This window comes from Rhizobium sp. IBUN (assembly GCF_000510625.1).
Lineage (GTDB): Bacteria > Pseudomonadota > Alphaproteobacteria > Rhizobiales > Rhizobiaceae > Rhizobium > Rhizobium altiplani.
This window is the reverse complement of sequence record NZ_AZNV01000013.1, coordinates 75,697-90,878: the sequence shown is the minus strand read 5'-3', so window position 1 is coordinate 90,878 and position 15,182 is coordinate 75,697. Positions and strand designations below refer to the sequence as shown.

19 protein-coding genes are annotated in these 15,182 nt (G+C 60.9%); 8 read left to right on the top strand and 11 right to left on the bottom strand.

Annotated features, from left to right (window positions below):
• Positions 1-40: 40 nt before the first annotated feature.
• Genes RHIBUN_RS0114370 through RHIBUN_RS0114355 form a run of 4 tightly spaced genes read right to left on the bottom strand, consistent with a single transcriptional unit; the run spans position 41 to position 3,715 of the window.
• Complete coding sequence (locus RHIBUN_RS0114370) at positions 41-1,189, bottom strand: ABC transporter permease (RefSeq protein WP_018117179.1); 1,149 nt, start codon at positions 1,187-1,189, stop codon at positions 41-43.
• Positions 1,186-2,136, bottom strand: a complete 951-nt coding sequence (locus RHIBUN_RS0114365) for an ABC transporter ATP-binding protein (RefSeq protein ID WP_025660059.1) — start codon at positions 2,134-2,136, stop codon at positions 1,186-1,188. The genes RHIBUN_RS0114370 and RHIBUN_RS0114365 overlap by 4 nt, the downstream gene beginning before the upstream one ends.
• Positions 2,133-3,098, bottom strand: coding sequence for an HlyD family efflux transporter periplasmic adaptor subunit (locus tag RHIBUN_RS0114360; RefSeq protein WP_018117181.1), 966 nt, complete (start codon positions 3,096-3,098; stop codon positions 2,133-2,135). Before RHIBUN_RS0114360 ends, RHIBUN_RS0114365 begins: the two co-directional genes overlap by 4 nt.
• Positions 3,095-3,715, bottom strand: coding sequence for a TetR/AcrR family transcriptional regulator (locus RHIBUN_RS0114355; RefSeq protein ID WP_025660058.1), 621 nt, complete (start codon positions 3,713-3,715; stop codon positions 3,095-3,097). Before RHIBUN_RS0114355 ends, RHIBUN_RS0114360 begins: the two co-directional genes overlap by 4 nt.
• A 304-nt stretch (positions 3,716-4,019) precedes the next feature.
• Here RHIBUN_RS0114355 and RHIBUN_RS0114350 point away from each other — a divergent pair, with 304 nt between their 5' ends.
• Positions 4,020-4,742 (top strand): 3-keto-5-aminohexanoate cleavage protein, encoded by a 723-nt coding sequence (locus RHIBUN_RS0114350; RefSeq protein WP_025660057.1) that lies wholly within the window; start codon positions 4,020-4,022, stop codon positions 4,740-4,742.
• A 28-nt stretch (positions 4,743-4,770) separates the two neighbouring features.
• On the opposite strand, the gene RHIBUN_RS0114345 is transcribed toward RHIBUN_RS0114350, so the two are convergent.
• Positions 4,771-5,031 (bottom strand): YMGG-like glycine zipper-containing protein, encoded by a 261-nt coding sequence (locus RHIBUN_RS0114345; protein WP_018857290.1) that lies wholly within the window; start codon positions 5,029-5,031, stop codon positions 4,771-4,773.
• A gap of 188 nt (positions 5,032-5,219) precedes the next feature.
• Here RHIBUN_RS0114345 and RHIBUN_RS0114340 point away from each other — a divergent pair, with 188 nt between their 5' ends.
• Positions 5,220-5,519, top strand: a complete 300-nt coding sequence (locus RHIBUN_RS0114340) for a DUF2934 domain-containing protein (protein ID WP_025660056.1) — start codon at positions 5,220-5,222, stop codon at positions 5,517-5,519.
• Between the two features lie 134 nt (positions 5,520-5,653).
• On the opposite strand, the gene RHIBUN_RS0114330 is transcribed toward RHIBUN_RS0114340, so the two are convergent.
• The 4 genes from RHIBUN_RS0114330 to RHIBUN_RS36850 form a co-directional block, all read right to left on the bottom strand.
• Complete coding sequence (locus RHIBUN_RS0114330; RefSeq protein WP_018117187.1) at positions 5,654-5,911, bottom strand: DUF982 domain-containing protein; 258 nt, start codon at positions 5,909-5,911, stop codon at positions 5,654-5,656.
• A gap of 139 nt (positions 5,912-6,050) precedes the next feature.
• Positions 6,051-6,245 carry a hypothetical protein gene (locus RHIBUN_RS0114325; RefSeq protein WP_018117188.1) on the bottom strand — a complete coding sequence of 65 codons (195 nt, stop codon included), beginning with the start codon at positions 6,243-6,245 and terminating at the stop codon, positions 6,051-6,053.
• 58 nt (positions 6,246-6,303) lie between these two features.
• Positions 6,304-6,540 carry a 30S ribosomal protein S21 gene (gene rpsU / locus RHIBUN_RS0114320; RefSeq protein ID WP_018857293.1) on the bottom strand — a complete coding sequence of 79 codons (237 nt, stop codon included), beginning with the start codon at positions 6,538-6,540 and terminating at the stop codon, positions 6,304-6,306.
• 33 nt (positions 6,541-6,573) lie between these two features.
• Positions 6,574-6,723, bottom strand: coding sequence for a hypothetical protein (locus RHIBUN_RS36850; RefSeq protein WP_167354905.1), 150 nt, complete (start codon positions 6,721-6,723; stop codon positions 6,574-6,576).
• An 824-nt stretch (positions 6,724-7,547) separates the two neighbouring features.
• Between RHIBUN_RS36850 and RHIBUN_RS0114315 the strand changes: the two genes are divergently transcribed.
• A complete protein-coding gene (locus RHIBUN_RS0114315; RefSeq protein ID WP_025660055.1) occupies positions 7,548-8,585 on the top strand; it encodes a DUF3095 family protein in 1,038 nt (345 codons plus the stop codon).
• Between the two features lie 130 nt (positions 8,586-8,715).
• Here RHIBUN_RS0114315 and RHIBUN_RS0114310 read toward each other — a convergent pair whose 3' ends face one another.
• Together RHIBUN_RS0114310 and RHIBUN_RS0114305 are read right to left on the bottom strand one after the other, a co-directional pair.
• The gene (locus RHIBUN_RS0114310) at positions 8,716-9,189 is read right to left on the bottom strand and encodes a VOC family protein (protein ID WP_025660054.1); all 474 of its coding nucleotides are present in this window, start codon (positions 9,187-9,189) and stop codon (positions 8,716-8,718) included.
• A 202-nt stretch (positions 9,190-9,391) separates the two neighbouring features.
• Positions 9,392-9,898, bottom strand: coding sequence for a MarR family transcriptional regulator (locus tag RHIBUN_RS0114305; RefSeq protein ID WP_025660053.1), 507 nt, complete (start codon positions 9,896-9,898; stop codon positions 9,392-9,394).
• Between the two features lie 153 nt (positions 9,899-10,051).
• Here RHIBUN_RS0114305 and RHIBUN_RS0114300 point away from each other — a divergent pair, with 153 nt between their 5' ends.
• From RHIBUN_RS0114300 to RHIBUN_RS0114280, 5 genes are all read left to right on the top strand, one after another.
• Positions 10,052-10,447: an organic hydroperoxide resistance protein gene (locus RHIBUN_RS0114300; protein ID WP_018117194.1), complete on the top strand. Its 396-nt coding sequence runs from the start codon at positions 10,052-10,054 to the stop codon at positions 10,445-10,447.
• Between the two features lie 107 nt (positions 10,448-10,554).
• Complete coding sequence (msrB, locus tag RHIBUN_RS0114295) at positions 10,555-11,037, top strand: peptide-methionine (R)-S-oxide reductase MsrB (RefSeq protein ID WP_025660052.1); 483 nt, start codon at positions 10,555-10,557, stop codon at positions 11,035-11,037.
• A 182-nt stretch (positions 11,038-11,219) separates the two neighbouring features.
• Complete coding sequence (locus RHIBUN_RS0114290) at positions 11,220-11,552, top strand: hypothetical protein (protein ID WP_018117196.1); 333 nt, start codon at positions 11,220-11,222, stop codon at positions 11,550-11,552.
• A 380-nt stretch (positions 11,553-11,932) separates the two neighbouring features.
• Entirely contained in the window at positions 11,933-14,182 is a 2,250-nt protein-coding gene (locus tag RHIBUN_RS0114285) for a DUF3141 domain-containing protein (protein WP_025660051.1), read from the top strand.
• A gap of 31 nt (positions 14,183-14,213) precedes the next feature.
• Complete coding sequence (locus tag RHIBUN_RS0114280; protein WP_025660050.1) at positions 14,214-15,182, top strand: phosphate acetyltransferase; 969 nt, start codon at positions 14,214-14,216, stop codon at positions 15,180-15,182.

Sequence of the window (15,182 nt, the reverse complement as noted above, 5' to 3'; positions counted from 1 at the left end):
GTGCGCGGTCGGCGCGGGAAACCGCGAGTTCTGCCTGTGACTAGTCCAATGTCCTGCGGAAGCGGCGGACGGCGATGAACATGGCGACCGCCATCAGGCAGGCCAGGGCAGTGGTGTCGTAGGCAAGGGTCTGGATGCTGGCGCCCTTCAGCATGATTGCCCTGACGATCCGGATATAGTGGGTCAGCGGTAGTGCCTCACCGATCCATTGCGCCCATTGCGGCATGCCGGCGAACGGAAACATGAACCCAGACAGCAGGATATTCGGCAGGAAGAACATCATCGCCATCTGCATCGCCTGCAGCTGATTGGCCGCGATCGTCGAGAAGGTGTAACCGATCGACAGATTGGTGATGACGAAGAGCGCGGTTGCGGCCGCGAGCGAAGCCGGGCTGCCGAGGATTGGAACGCCGAACACAAACAGGCCGGCCGTGATAATGAGCAGCGACTGGATGAGGCCGATCAGCACATAGGGCGCGATCTTGCCCAGCATGATTTCCAGCGGCTTGATCGGCATGGAAAGCAGATTTTCCATGGTGCCGCGTTCCAATTCCCGGGTGACCGAAAGAGCCGTGAAGATCAGCAGCGTCATCGTCAGGATCGTGCCGAGCAAGCCGGGCACGATATTCAAAGTCGACGAACCGGCCGGATTGTAGCGCCGGTGCTGGACGATCGAGAATGCGGGCCTGGTCGGCTCGGAGAACTCGACCTGGCGGTCATTGGCGAGCGCCGACGTCACGATGCCTGATAGCGCACCCAGCGCCGAGCTCGATGCGACCGGATCGGTGGCATCCGCCGCGACCAGTAGCGAGGGCGTGTCGCCGCGCCGAAGCGAGCGTTCGAACCCTTCCGGAATTTCCACGACGAACAAAGCCCTGCCGGATTCCAGAAGCGAATCCATGTCTTCGGCTCGGGTAACGACAGAGCGGATCTGGAAGAAATCGGTGTTCTCGAGTGCGGCCAAAATAGATCGGCCGACATCCGTGTTCTCGCGCATCAACACAGCGGTCGGCAGATTGTGCGGCGTCGTGTTGATCGCAAAGCCGAACAAGAACAACTGCATGATCGGCAAGGCGACCATCGTCGCCAACGTTATGCGGTCGCGGGTCATCTGGATGAATTCCTTGATGGTCATCGCCCAGAAGCGCCCGAATGAGATGCCGTTGCGGTTTGCCGGTCGCGTCGTCATTGGAAATTATCCTCCGCGCGACGCATCAGGTCGATGAAGGCATCTTCCAACGTCGCTTCACCCTTTTGCCACTTGAGGTCGGGCCGTTCGCGATAGGGCGCGATTGCCTTTTCGAGCGCCTTCGGATCGCGGCCGGCAACATGCAGGCTGATCCCAAACGGTGCCATCATGTCTATGCCCGGCACATTCTCAAGCTCGGACTGGAGACGATGCACCTCGGGCCCGGAGACGGTCCATGTCACGAGGCCGGTGCCGGCAATCACCTCGTCCACCGTTCCCTGCGCCAGCAGTTTGCCGTAGGCGATATAGGCGATCTCGTGGCAGCGCTCGGCCTCGTCCATGTAGTGGGTGGAGACCAGGACAGAGAGGCCGTCAGCGGCGAGGGCGTGGATCTCGTTCCAGAAGTCGCGGCGGGCTTTGGGGTCGACACCGGCGGTCGGCTCATCGAGGAGGAGTAGCGCCGGTTCGGGCAGGACACAGGCGCCGAGCGCGAGACGCTGTTTCCAGCCGCCCGAGAGCTCCCCCGCAAGCTGCTGTTCGCGGCCCTTCAGGCCAAGGCGGTCTATGGCGGCGCTTGCCTTGCCGCGGGCATCGGCCAGACCGTAGACGCGGGCGACGAACTCGAGGTTTTCCCGGATCGACAGATCCTGATAAAGCGAAAACTTCTGAGTCATGTAGCCGACACGGCGGCGAATACGATCGCTCTCGGTCAGGATGTCGAAGCCAAGACATGTGCCATTGCCGCTGTCTGGCGTCAGCAGACCACAGAGCATACGGATTGTCGTGGTCTTGCCGGAACCGTTGGGGCCAAGAAAGCCGTGGATGCGGCCCTTCTTGACCGTCATCGACACGTCATCGACCACCTTTCGGCTGCCGAAACTCTTGGTGAGGTGATGGACGTCGATGACGGTCTCCGGAGCATCGACGGCGATGGCTGTGTCGCTCATGGTCGCGCTCCCGCGGTGACATCCACCGGCTGGCCAGGACGCAGCGCCGTGGGATCGGTCGGGATCGCCTCAACGCGGTAGACGAGTTTGGCACGCTCTTCGAGGCTGTAGATTACCGGCGGCGTGTATTCGGCGTTCTTTGAGATGAAGCTTATCGTCGCGTCGGTCGGCTGGCACGCGCTGCAGGCAACGCGGATCGGCTGGCCCAGCGAGAAAAGCGCAAGCTCTGTTTCGGGTACGAAGAAGCGGACACGGATGTTCTCCGGCGGCAGGAGCGCCACGATCGGCCGGCCGGCAGGGACGACCTCACCCGCGCGATAGTAGATGGTCTCGATACTGCCTGTTGCCGGCGCCGAGACGAAGCGACGGGAGAGCGCGGCTTCCGCAGCGGCGAGATCGGCCTTTGCGACCGCGACTGCTTCCCTCGACTGGCGCAGCGTTTCGATGCGGGCAGGCAGGTTGGCGAGCGTGATCTGGCCGCGGACATTATCGAGGACGGCACGGTTGGCGGCTTCGGTGGCCGTCGCCGTATCGAGGTCCGCCTTTGTCGCGGTGCCGCGCTGGACCAGCACCCGGGTGCGGTCGAGCTCCTGTGCGGCAAGCTCCAGCCGGGCGATCGCCTCACGTTCGCTCGCGCGCAGTACATCGATCTCTTCCGGTCGCTTTTGCGCGGCCTCGGCGAGTTCCAGTTCTGCCTGCAGGCGCGCCAGCGAAGCGCGTGCGGAGCCGACGGCTGCCTCCTCGCTCCGCGAATCCAGGCTGAAGAGCGGCGAACCGGGCGCAGTCGCCTGGCCTTCGACGACGTCGAGCTTGACCAGCCGCCCGCTGGTGTCGGCGCCGATGAAAAGTGTGTCGGCCTCGACCCACCCCTGATAGGCACGTTGAGACCTGTCAGAAAACAGGAGGGGCAGAGCGGCAAGTGCCGCGGCGGCCACGAGAGCGACGATAAGGATTCGTTTCATATCGCGCCTCCTTGGGGCACGAAGAGCGTGTCGAGGAATGTGTCGAATAGCTTCTGCGCGTGGAGGTGCTCGTAGCCTTCGAAGAGCGTCGCCCAGACGATCGACATCAAAGCAGGCGCCATAACCAGTTGCGGAACGTCAGCGACGGCGGGATTGCGCAGTTCACCGCGTGCGGCGGCGCGGGCAAGCACGATCCGCAGGACCGCTAGACCCTTGGTGATGATCTCGCGGTAATAGAATTCGGTCACGACAGGGAACATCGGTCCTTCCGCGAGGATCAACCGCAGAAGGTGCCGGCGCTCTGTCTCCAAAACCTCGCGTTTGAAGATGGAATAGAACATCGCAACGGCGGCCCGCGCCGGGATCGCGTCCTTCTCAACCATGCCGCCGACCTCGCCGAGGATCGGCGCGGCGATGCCGGAGACGAGATCGATGAATAGCCGCTCCTTGTCGGGAAAATGCAAGTACACCGTGCCCTTGGCGATGCCCGCCCGCGCCGCGACGTCCTCCATGCGGGTCGCCGCGAAACCGCGCTCCGCAAAGCAGGCGAAGGCGGCGGCGAGGATCTCGGCGCGGCGCTGCTCGGGGTCTCGTTTCTCCCGCTTTCTCTCTGCCATTCTCTTGCATCCAAATATGACTGACTGGACAGTCAGTAACATAACGTGCGATTTTTCGCAAGCCGAGTCCGATGTGAAGCGGCCCTACGATAATGACGACGAACGGACATTCCGCGCTAAGGGGGCGAGGGCCTCATGATGGGGCGTCCTCACTCCAGACCGTCAACCGGTAGCGTCTTCGCAACGTGGCCATCGTCTCCTCACGACGGAGATGCGGATCGTCGACGACGGATCGCGTTTGTTGCCATTTCTCGTCAGCAGGTATCAACTGCGCCAGGCAGACACGAAAGAGGTTCAATTTCCCATGATCGTTCAGGCCTGTATCAACGGCGCGCGGCCAATCGACTATCATCCGCAATTGCCTGTCACGGTTGAAGCAATCGCACGGGATGCCGCCGCCGTGGTCGCTGCCGGTGCCGCGGAACTCCACATTCATCCGCGTGCCGTTGACGGAAAGGAAAGTCTCCGCGCTGTTGATGAGACCATTGCTGCGGTTCGGGGCTCCTGTCCGGGTTCGTTTCTCGGCGTATCCACCGGTGCCTGGATTGAAGGCGACGCGCACCGCACGCTTGAGGCCATTCGTTGCTGGAGTGTCCTGCCCGACTATGCGTCGGTGAACCTCTCGGAGGACGATGCCCCCGCCGTCATGGCATTGCTCCGCGATCAGGGAGTTGGGATTGAAGTCGGGCTGGCTTCAGTCGCGGATGCGGAGCGGTACATCGGACTTGAAGCCCATGAGCGCGTTTTGCGCATCCTCATCGAACTTGACAACGAACAGGACCTGAGGGGCGCTTTCGACGTCGCGGAGGGGATCGTCGGCACGCTACAGCGTGGGAATGTGCAGCGGTCCGTCCTGATGCATGGCTTCGACGCGACCGTCTGGCCGTTTGTCCGGCTGGCGAAGGAACGACGCTACTCCACCCGCGTCGGCCTGGAAGATGGAAAGCTGCTTCCCAGCGGGATGATCGCCGCGAACAATGCCGAGCTTGTCGCGGCGGCCGTCGAGATCTTTCGCAGCGAGAGCTGATCCTAGAGCCCGTGCCAGGAGCGCCCGCTCAACGCGGGCAGCTGGCGATGTATCGCCGACCGTAACGGTCACGGAAGTAGCACTGACCAGGCCGCCCAGCGACGTTGCCAATGACCGCGCCAGTGGCACCACCGATCGCTGCGCCCACGGCGGCACCGCGCACGTTGCCGGTCGCCACGCCACCGATGACCGCGCCGGAGGCTGCACCAATTCCCGCGCCTTGCTCGGTGGGCGTGCATCCGGCAATCGTGGCCCCTGCCAGAAGCAGCAAAATCGACGTGCGTTTCATCTCGCTTTCCTTCCTGTTCGATTTAATTCGCGCGAGGGTAGATAGAGGGATTTCGGAAAAGACAATTGTTGCTTTTAGTTCGCCGCCAAGCCTGCCTCGTTCGATCAATCGACCGCTGGTATCTCCATTGCCTATTGGACCGCTTGCTCCAATTAAGATTGGGTTTCAACCAAGAGCAGGGTCCCATCATGAACGAGCGTGAAGAGAAAATCCGTCGTCGTGCTTATGAAATCTGGGAGCAGGAGGGGCGCCCGCACGGCCAGGATATGAAACACTGGCTACAGGCGTTCAAGGAATTCGGCCAGCAGGCAGACAATGCAGCCAAGCCGACGGCCAAGGCCAAATCCGCCAAGCCGCGCGCCGCGCCGAAACCCGCTGCCGACAAGCCGACGGCGAAGAAGACAAAGGCGGCCGCGATCGCGATAACGGCTGCGCCCGGAGACAAGCCCCGTCGCACGCGTTCTCCAAAGTCCGTCACGACACACTAATCGTCAGCGCCTTCCCCGCCCGGGCCAACGTGGTTTGGCACAGGGCGTTCGGATGTCGGGCGCAGCTGTTGGACTTTGCGCAACTGGGCGGCGAAGACGACCATGATCATCAGCGGCCTTCGCCTCGGAGCAAGTCACGCCAAAACCTTGGCCTCGACCGCGGCTGCGACAAAGGCATCTCTGGCGGCTTCCAGGTGTGCAAGGTGGTTCATGGCTTCCACGCACCGACGCTTCGCCGCCTCAACGTGCATGCTGCTTTGGAGTGGCCACCTGTGCTCCAGATAGTCAACAGCTTCAGCCGGACCATGAATATGTTCAGAGGGGCGCGTTCCAATCCGGATAGCCACCGGTGCGGCCCACCTCGGTTCGGTTGCATGGCTGATCGTGTTCATGCTGAACCTCCTCTCTGCCAACAAACGATAAGCGGGATGTAGGTGTTCGCGGGAGCCGTTCAACACCTATCCCGCCCTCAAGACGATGCCTCGACAACATATTGATGCGAGGCTGTTTCGGCAGCCAACTCGACGCGAGTCAGTGGACACTTGGTAGTCTTGCCGATACGGCGAAGTCCTCCGCCACAAGTTCGCTGATTGCGATCAGAACCTCTTCAGCGGTAAAACCGGATGCTATCGTCGTTCGGATCAGATCCTGAAGATCCGGCTCGATCACCTCCCGGCAGTCTTCGAGTCGTTCGTCCGAAACAGTCAAGCTATGCAGTTCTTCCATAATCGACCCTTTCTTGGGGGGAATGCCGCCGAGGACTCCCGGCGGTCATCTTATAAAGTTATCGGCCGGATGAGCGGCGCTTGGGCGAGGCCAGGAGACCTTCGCGCTGCAACTTCTTGCGGTTGGCCTTGCGTTGTCTGGCGATCGCCTGTGCTCGTTCGCGCACGCGTCGCTCCGATGGCTTCTCGTAAGCCCGGCGTTCCTTCATTTCGCGGAAAACACCCTCGCGCTGCATCTTCTTTTTCAATGCGCGCATGGCCTGTTCGACGTTGTTGTCTCTGACAATGACCTGCATCTTTTTCTCCTTGTTGTTGCGGTTGAGTGCCTCTCAGCCAAGCTGCTCGGCGATCAGCTCCTGCAGCTCACGACGGGTGAGAAGGCAGGGGTAAGGTTTCCAGTTCTTGTCCGGGCGGCGAGCGGCGTCATCGCGCTCGCGCGGACTCGCCGCTGGGGCGGCGGCGGTAATGGGTTTGTTCAATTGAAGTCCTTTGCCGCACTGGCGGCATGCTCGACATGGCGACCTTTGTTTCCATCACGCAGACCGGAGGAAACGCAGTGAGATGGGACGCACGATGCGTCGACCATGTCAGGTTCGAATTTTTTGGGTGACCGCCATAAGATGGGAACGCGAGCGATGCGTTGCAAGGCTTCGTTGCGTCATACGCTCGTCGCCTACGCCGTCGACGCTGCTTGCTCTATGTTGCGGGCGACATTGCGGCCAAACTCTGAGAAGGCGTCTCTAGGCGTCGGTCCGCTGAGATTTTGGCTGGGATTTTGGCGAGGTCACCGCAAAACAGACGATGTGAGTTTTGCAGTGACCTCTTGATGACTAGGAAATGTAATCATCCAAGCACATGCTACCTGAAGTATGGAAATAGGGAATTTATCACATACGGTAATCCACATGAACTTTGGGAGCTGTCACCTGTTTCGCGGATGTCCGCTATGAACCTTTCGGGGAATGCCGGGCTCGAATGGTGATCCGCCGTTCGTAGCCGACCCCAATTCGGATGATGCTCTTTCCGCTGCGGGTCAGGATGTCCCAGGTCCGTATTTTCGAAGAAGGCCGCGGCGACTGTCTCGGTCCTACTGGCGCCGAGTGATCTTCGCAATTTTCCGCGACGCATACATCGCATCCGATTAAATCGCAAATGTATTGACCTCGCGATCCTGTTCGTGTACTTAAAGCGCATCCGAGTTATTCGTGTACGAAGCAAATCAACAGAAAGGGACTTTGCTATGAGGCAAGGGAAAAGGTTCATGCAGCCAGCCGTCGATGCCGTGCAAGCCGATGAGCGCGCGATGGGCGGCCAACACCCAAACGCGCCCCAGGCCTATAGTGAGTTTTCGCGAGTGCTTGACCCGTCTATCTATGAGGCGCTGCCCGACGATTGGCTGGTCGGCATAACAGACGTCGTCGGTTCGACGTCCGCGATCAAGTCCGGGCGCTATGAAGACGTCAACTATGCCGGCGCATCGGTGATTGCCGCGGTTGGGAATGCCTGGGGCGACTTTGATTTCCCCTTTGTGTTTCGCGGAGACGGTGCGGCATTCGCGCTGCCACCGCAGGGGATCATGACCGCGACATCAGCGTTGCGGCAGGTTGTCGCCTTTGCCAAGACCAATCTCAACCTTGCTCTCCGGGCCGGCCTCCTGTCCGTGGGCGAGATACGTGCCAGCGGACGCGACGTGCGCGTCGCGCGCTACGCCGCCTCTGAAGACGCGACTTACGCGATGTTTGCCGGCGGCGGTCTCAAGTGGGCAGAGCGGCAAATCAAGAACGGCCGATATCTGGTGAAGCCAGGCAGCTACACAACCGAGCCCGATCTGACCGGCCTGAGCTGCGATTGGGAGCCGTTTCCGAGCCAGAGGGGCGAGATCCTGTCGCTGCTGGTCGAGCCATCCGAGGGCGGGAGCCCCGAAGCCTTCGCGGCATTGGCGAAGTGCGTGCTTTCCGTTCTCGACGCCGGCACGCGGCAAGCCCATCCCCTGTCGCGGGATACCGCCATCACCAAGGACAGGGCGAGGTCGGTCAACCTCGAAACCTGGTTGGCGGTCGCCTCCAACTCAGACTTCCGCAAATATGACGATGGCCTGCGTCTAACGTTGGATTGCACACGCGAACAGATTGAAGCGGTCGAAGCCATCCTGGTTGCAGCAAAGGCGCGGGGTGAGGTCAACTTCGGACTGCATCGCCAATCTCACGCGCTCATGACCTGCTTCGTGCCTTCGGGCAAACCAGATTCGCATCTGCACTTTCTGGACGGCATGGGTGGCGGATACGCCAAGGCGGCCGAGATGATGGAGGCAAATGAGCTTCCGATGGTGTCAGTTCGCTAGGGTAAACGCTGCCCGACGCGCGTCCCATTCAGGAGAATTGCCGGCGTACTGCCACTGCAGCCCCTAACCGTGGCTGCGCGCTAGATGGACGCTCGGGCGGAGAGAGGATGTGGCGCGCCGCGCTGGCACCTCAACCACGCCGGGCGGCTTCGATCACCGCAACGTCAATCTTCTTCATGGTCATCATCGCATCAAAAGCACGCTTTGCCTGATCACCGCCTGCCGCAAGCGCGTCGGTCAGGATGCGCGGTATGATCTGCCAGGACACACCCCACTTGTCCTTGCACCAGCCACACTCGCTCTCTTGACCGCCATTGCCGACAATGGCGTTCCAATAGCGGTCGGTCTCCGCCTGATCCTCCGTTGCGATCTGAAATGAGAAGGCTTCGGTCTGCTTGAATACTGGACCGCCATTCAAGGCGATGCACGGAATGCCCGCAACCGTGAATTCGACAACCAATACATCTCCCTGCTTGCCGTCTGGATAGTCTCCAGGTGCGCGAATGACGGTGTCCACTGCGCTATCGGGAAAAGTTTCGGCGTAAAACCGGGCCGCAGCCTCACCATCTTTGTCGTACCACAGGCAGATCGTGTTCTTTGCCATTGCGCGGGTCCTTTCGGTCTCCGTTTCGGATCTCCTTCCTCAGATAAGGGGCAACCCGTCTTTCTCCACCCTATACAGGCGATTTCACGCGCGCAGTTGCCAAGCGCCATGCCAATCGCCGGGATGGAAGTTCTCCTTGGTGGCATCTGCACCTGAGGCGGCGGAGCGCCGAATACATCGACGCTCAAAGGCGCAGTAGAGATCAATCCTTTGCCGATCCGTCCTGCGTTGCCTTCAGGAGGTTGTTGCGCAGGCGTACCACGGATTTCTGCACGACTGGGAAGTCCTCTCCGAGGCCGGTCGCATCGACCAGTGGCGCGCCGGGATCCGCAGCGACAAGGTCGCGTCCAGCCGCCGTCAGGCTCAATCGTACCTGCCGCTCATCAGCGGGATCGCGTTTGCGGCGGATATAGCCCAGAGATTCAAGTTTCTTGAGCATGGGGGTCAGCGTGTTCGATTCCAGGAATAGCTTTTCGCCCAGTGTTCCGACCGTCTGGTCGTCTTTATCGGAGAGGGCAACCAGCGCGATGTATTGAGTGTAGGTCAGGTTCAGCTTGTCCAGGATCGGCTTGTACGCGCGGCCGAAGGCCAGGTTTGCGGAATAGACCGCGAAGCATAGGAAGTTCGAAAGCTTGTTGTTCTTGCTGTCGGCCTCGCCGGAAACGGGCGCCTCTGTCTCCAGGGTTTTGGCGGTTTTGGATGCGGACATGGGAGATCCTACTCGGTTGCTTTTCGCTTCTCTCTATATAAATCGCATCCGATTAAATCGCAATGGTATTGACGACACGTTTCGAACAGCATATTTAGATCGCATCCGATTAAAGCGGAGGCGAATGAAAAGCTAACCCGAAAGGATTTTACCATGACTGAGAAGCTCCTCTTTACCGGCAAGACCCACAACAAGGGTGGTCGCGACGGTTTCACACGCAGCAGCGATGGCGAGCTGGATCTTCGCCTGTCGCAGCCGCACCCGGCTGCCGAACGCCTTTTTGGCGCCGCATGGTCTGCCTGTTTCATTGGCGCCATCGAGCTCGCTGCAGCCCAGAGAAAGATCAAGCTGCCCGTCGAGCCCGAGATCGACACGGAAATCGATCTGAACGCCGACGGCGGTTCCTATTTTCTGCGCGCGCGGCTCAACGTCAGCCTGCAGGGCATCGACCGAGATGTCGCAGAGGAACTGATCCACGCAGCGCACGAGATCTGCCCGTACTCCAAGGCAACGCGCGGCAATATCGACGTGGCGCTCAATCTCATCTGAACGGATGAAGAACGCGCCCGGCGCAGCGCTACATCGGCGCCGGCCCTGCTGAGGTAAACTCATGTGACGTTCCGGCAATCCGCCGGAGCACCCAAGGAGAAACAGGAATGCGTGATGTCATCGAATTGCAGTTCGATCTCACCCCTCCCACACAAGAACAGATGCAGCAGCTTGTGGCGGATCTCAGTGAGGACGACCGTCATCTGCTCTTGGAGCATGGCGAGGAGGCGCCGTTTTGTGGCGTCTTCCTCCACGAGCGACGCGAGGGGCTCTATACTTGCCGCCTCTGCGGTCTTCCCCTGTTCAAGGCCGTTTCCAAGTTCGAAAGCGGGACAGGCTGGCCGAGCTTCACTGCGCCTGCCGCCAAGGATCACCTGAGGCGCATTCGCGATACCAGCTACGGCATGGTCAGAACAGAGATCGTTTGCGCACGCTGCGGCGCGCATCAGGGGCACGTCTTTCTCGACGGCCCGCCTCCGACAGGCGAGCGCTTCTGCATAAATTCAGGGTCGCTCGAGTTCACGCCGAAAGGGCAGCCGCTCCCTGACAAGCTTGGACGCGGTCGTCCCGAGGGCGAGCTTGCGCGGTAGTTGCGGGTTCGATAACTCAGACGATCGGCGCCAGCGTTAGGCGGTTATTAACGCTGGCGCACGACTTCACCTCCATTTGCGAGCAAATGGAGCGCGGGTCCGCCCATTGGTGATTGCGCTATGCGCAGGTCCGTCTATCTTGGCCCGGAGTGCTCAAGCGCAGTGCAACCGGGGCAGGGATCATGAAAGCCGCCTTCCACAAGACCTTGATGATCCTCGTCGCTTTAGCGCCATCGGTGGCCTCAGCTCAGTCAGGCGGCTGGCAATCCGACGGTAGAGGGACAAGCACCTGGCAAGTGTCGCCATCGGAAGGCACCTGCAACGTCAGCCAAGCGCAAAACAGGGCACGACGAGCAGGTATCCGTCGGACTGACCTGGTCTATCGCGACGAGAACGTCGTGACGCTGAGAGGGCTGACCGAGTGGGGTGAGCGCCGCGATATCACCTTTGCCAACATTCGAGGATGTCCTGAGATCGGCTTTCAGGATCTGCAACCGAGCCAACCCAGGCGCTGAGGTTAACCACGACCGTTGACCGGACGCCGGTCCCAAGAGGTAATTGAGCGCGACGGTTCCTCAGGCTGGGTGACGCTGTAGCCGTGCTGCCAACCTATAAAATGCTTGTGACCTGACGTTGGGGCAGCAAATAATCTTCCTGACGCCCTGCGGTCGTTTTGCACGTCGCTCCATCGCGGTCTCGCCCGACCTGCGTCGAATTCCGTATGCTACCGTAAAATACGTTGGTGCCGTGGACCGAATGGACTTATGCTGCATGTGCGAACAAAGCGCATGAATGACGGTGCGGTTTACTATTCACAGAGCAGACGCAGATCGCGAATACACTCCGAGCATAAGTCTTTGACCTCTCGCCGAGAGGGTGAACGAGGAGATTTGGCATGCGGTACCCTTCGTATCTTCCGACAGCTGATTTCGCCACTCACTTCGGTCCTGCGAGCTTCTTTTTCGACTATGCCATGGATGCCACGCAGCGCAGTGTGCTGTTCTGGGATGTCATGCGAAAGCGCGGCAACCAATATCGGGCTCACGCCGAAGCGACGGCGCCGCATGTACTGAGCTTCACGCCGGAGATCGTCCTTGATGGACGTTCCCTCCCGAGACCCGTCAACTACGCGCTGGTTCGGATCGTCCCGCCCAAGGGGATCGAGGTTGACGACACGCGCCGGCCGTTCGTTGTCGTCGATCCGAGAGCCGGACACGGGCCCGGCATCGGCGGCTTCAAGGCGGACAGCGAGATCGGTGTCGCGCTCAAGGCTGGGCATCCTTGCTATTTCATCGGCTTCCTCCCACAGCCAGTGCCGGGGCAGACGATCGAAGACATCGCGCAGGCCGAGGCTGCTTTTCTTGTAAAGGTGATTTCCCTGCATCCTCAGGCGGACGCCAAGCCCTGTGTGATTGGAAATTGCCAGGCCGGATGGGCCGTCATGATGCTGGCCGCCATGCGCCCGGAACTGTTCGGCTCGGTCATCATTGCCGGCGCGCCGCTGTCCTATTGGGCCGGCGAACGCGGCAAATACCCGATGCGCTACTCGGGTGGGTTGCTCGGCGGCAGCTGGCTGACGGCGCTTACCAGCGACCTCGGACACGGGCAGTTCGACGGCGCATGGCTGGTGCAGAATTTCGAGAACCAGAACCCGGCCAACACGCTCTGGACCAAGCAGTACAACCTCTACTCCAAGATCGACACCGAGGCGCCGCGCTATCTCGGCTTCGAAGAGTGGTGGGGCGGGCACGTCAGCCTGAATGCCGAAGAGATCCAATTCATCGTGGACGAGCTCTTCGTCGGCAATAATCTGGCGGCGGGCCGCATAAAGACATCGAACGGCGAGGCAATCGACCTACGCAATATTCGCGCGCCGATCGTCGTCTTCTGCTCGAAAGGGGACAACATCACGCCGCCCGCGCAGGCGCTCGGCTGGGTGCTGGACCTCTACGACGATGTGAACGAGATACGTTCGCACGGGCAGACGATCGTCTACACGGTACATGAAACGATCGGCCATCTCGGGATCTTCGTGTCCGCGAGCGTTGCCCGCAAGGAGCACGGCGAGTTCTCCAGCAATATCGACCTGATCGATGCGCTGCCGCCCGGTCTCTACGAAGCGACCTTCGAAGCAAGGACAGACGAGACCATCGGCGGAGACCTGGTCGAGGGCGATTGGATCATGCGATGCGAGGCAAGAACGCTCGACGATATCCGTGAGCTCGGTTGCAATGACGCCGAGGACGATCGCCGCTTTGCGACCGTCGCAAAGGTCTCGGACATCAACCTGTCGCTCTACAAGACGTTCCTCCAGCCTTTCGTCCGCGCCATGGTGCCCGACTGGGCGGCGGAACAATTGCGGGCAACGCACCCGCTGCGGCTGCAATATGAGCTCTTCTCCGACGTTAATCCCTGGATGGCGCCGATTGCAGATCTCGCTGTCGAGGTGGCGGACGAACGTCGTCCGGTTCCTGCGGACAATCCGTTCCTGGCCATGGAGCAGGCCGTCTCGCGCCAGATGGTAGCGGGGCTGGACGCCTGGCGCGATGGGATGGAGGCGCTGAGTGAGGCGACCTTTCTCACCGTTTATGGGTCTCCGCTGCTGCAGGCGGCTGTCGGTATCGATCCGTCCGATGCAACGCCACATCGGCGCGCGGCCAAGACCGGCATGCATGTCCAGATGCTCAAGGCGAGGATCGAGGAACTCAAGGCGCAAATCGGCAACGGCGGGCTTCGGGAGGGCATGGCGCGCAGCCTGCTTTACGTCGCGATGGCGAGTGACGCAGCCGATGAGCGTGGCTTTGCCGCCATCCGCCGGATGCGGCGCGCCGAGGACGGAATGCCGGCAATGACGCTCAGCGAATTCAAGGCGTTAATCCGCGATCAGTTCTTCATGCTGCTGATCGATGAAGAAGATGCCGTGAACGCGATCCCCCGCCTGCTGCCGGCGGAGGAGGGCGTTCGCCGCCAAGCATTGGATTCGCTTCGGCAGGTTCTGAATGCGCGGGGTCCGCTTTCGGAAGAAGCCGAGAAGCGGTGGCAGAGGATCATCGGGCTCTTCGACGTTGGCAACGAGACCGTCGCCGAGCCCGTAACGCCGCCGATGAAGCCCACCCCGGTCAAGGCTGTCAGACGCGGGGCTTGAGCCCGGTCTTTTCAACATGGAGCAGACGCAGATGCCGGATCTGAACAACGCCAGGGAAGAAGCCGAGAGTCATGAGAAATACGAGCGGCTGATCGCTAAAGCAAAGCAGGTTCCGCGGATGCGAACGGTCGTCGTCCATCCTTGCGATGAGACGTCGCTGCGCGGCGCTGTCGAAGCAGCCGAGGTCGGGCTGATGCATCCGATCCTTGTTGGGCCGGCGGAAAAGGTGCGTGCGGTCGCAAAATCGCACGGCCTCGATATCTCGCCGTTCGAACTGATCGACACGCCGCACAGCGACGCGGCCGCGGCAAAGGCAGTGGAAATCATCCGCGAAGGCGGTGCTGAACTGCTGATGAAGGGCAGCCTGCACACGGACGAGCTCATGCGGGCCGTGACCTCATCAGCCACAGGACTGAGGACAGCGCGGCGGATCAGCCATGTCTTCGTCATGGACGTCCCGCATCATGCGGAAACGCTCTTCATCACCGACGCAGCCATCAACATCGCGCCGGATCTCGACGCCAAGCGGGACATTATCCAGAACGCCATCGACCTTTTCACGCAGATCGGCCTTGGCACGCCGCGGGTGGCGATCCTTTCGGCCGTCGAGACGGTCACGTCGAAGATCCCTTCGACAATCGACGCTGCCGCGCTCTGCAAGATGGCCGAGCGCGGACAGATTACCGGCGGTATTCTCGACGGACCGCTTGCCTTCGACAATGCAATCGACCCGGAAGCGGCGAGGATAAAGGGTATCCACTCTCCGGTTGCCGGCCACGCCGAAATCCTCGTCGTTCCCAATCTGGAAGCCGGCAACATGTTGGCGAAGAACCTCACCTTCCTGGCAAGGGCAGATGCAGCTGGCATCGTGCTCGGTGCGCGCGTGCCGATCATCCTGACATCGCGGGCAGATTCGGTGCGGGCCCGTCTTGCCTCTTGCGCCGTCGGCGTCTTGCTTGCCGATGCGCGCCGCCGCACGGCACCGATACAGGGTGGTTGA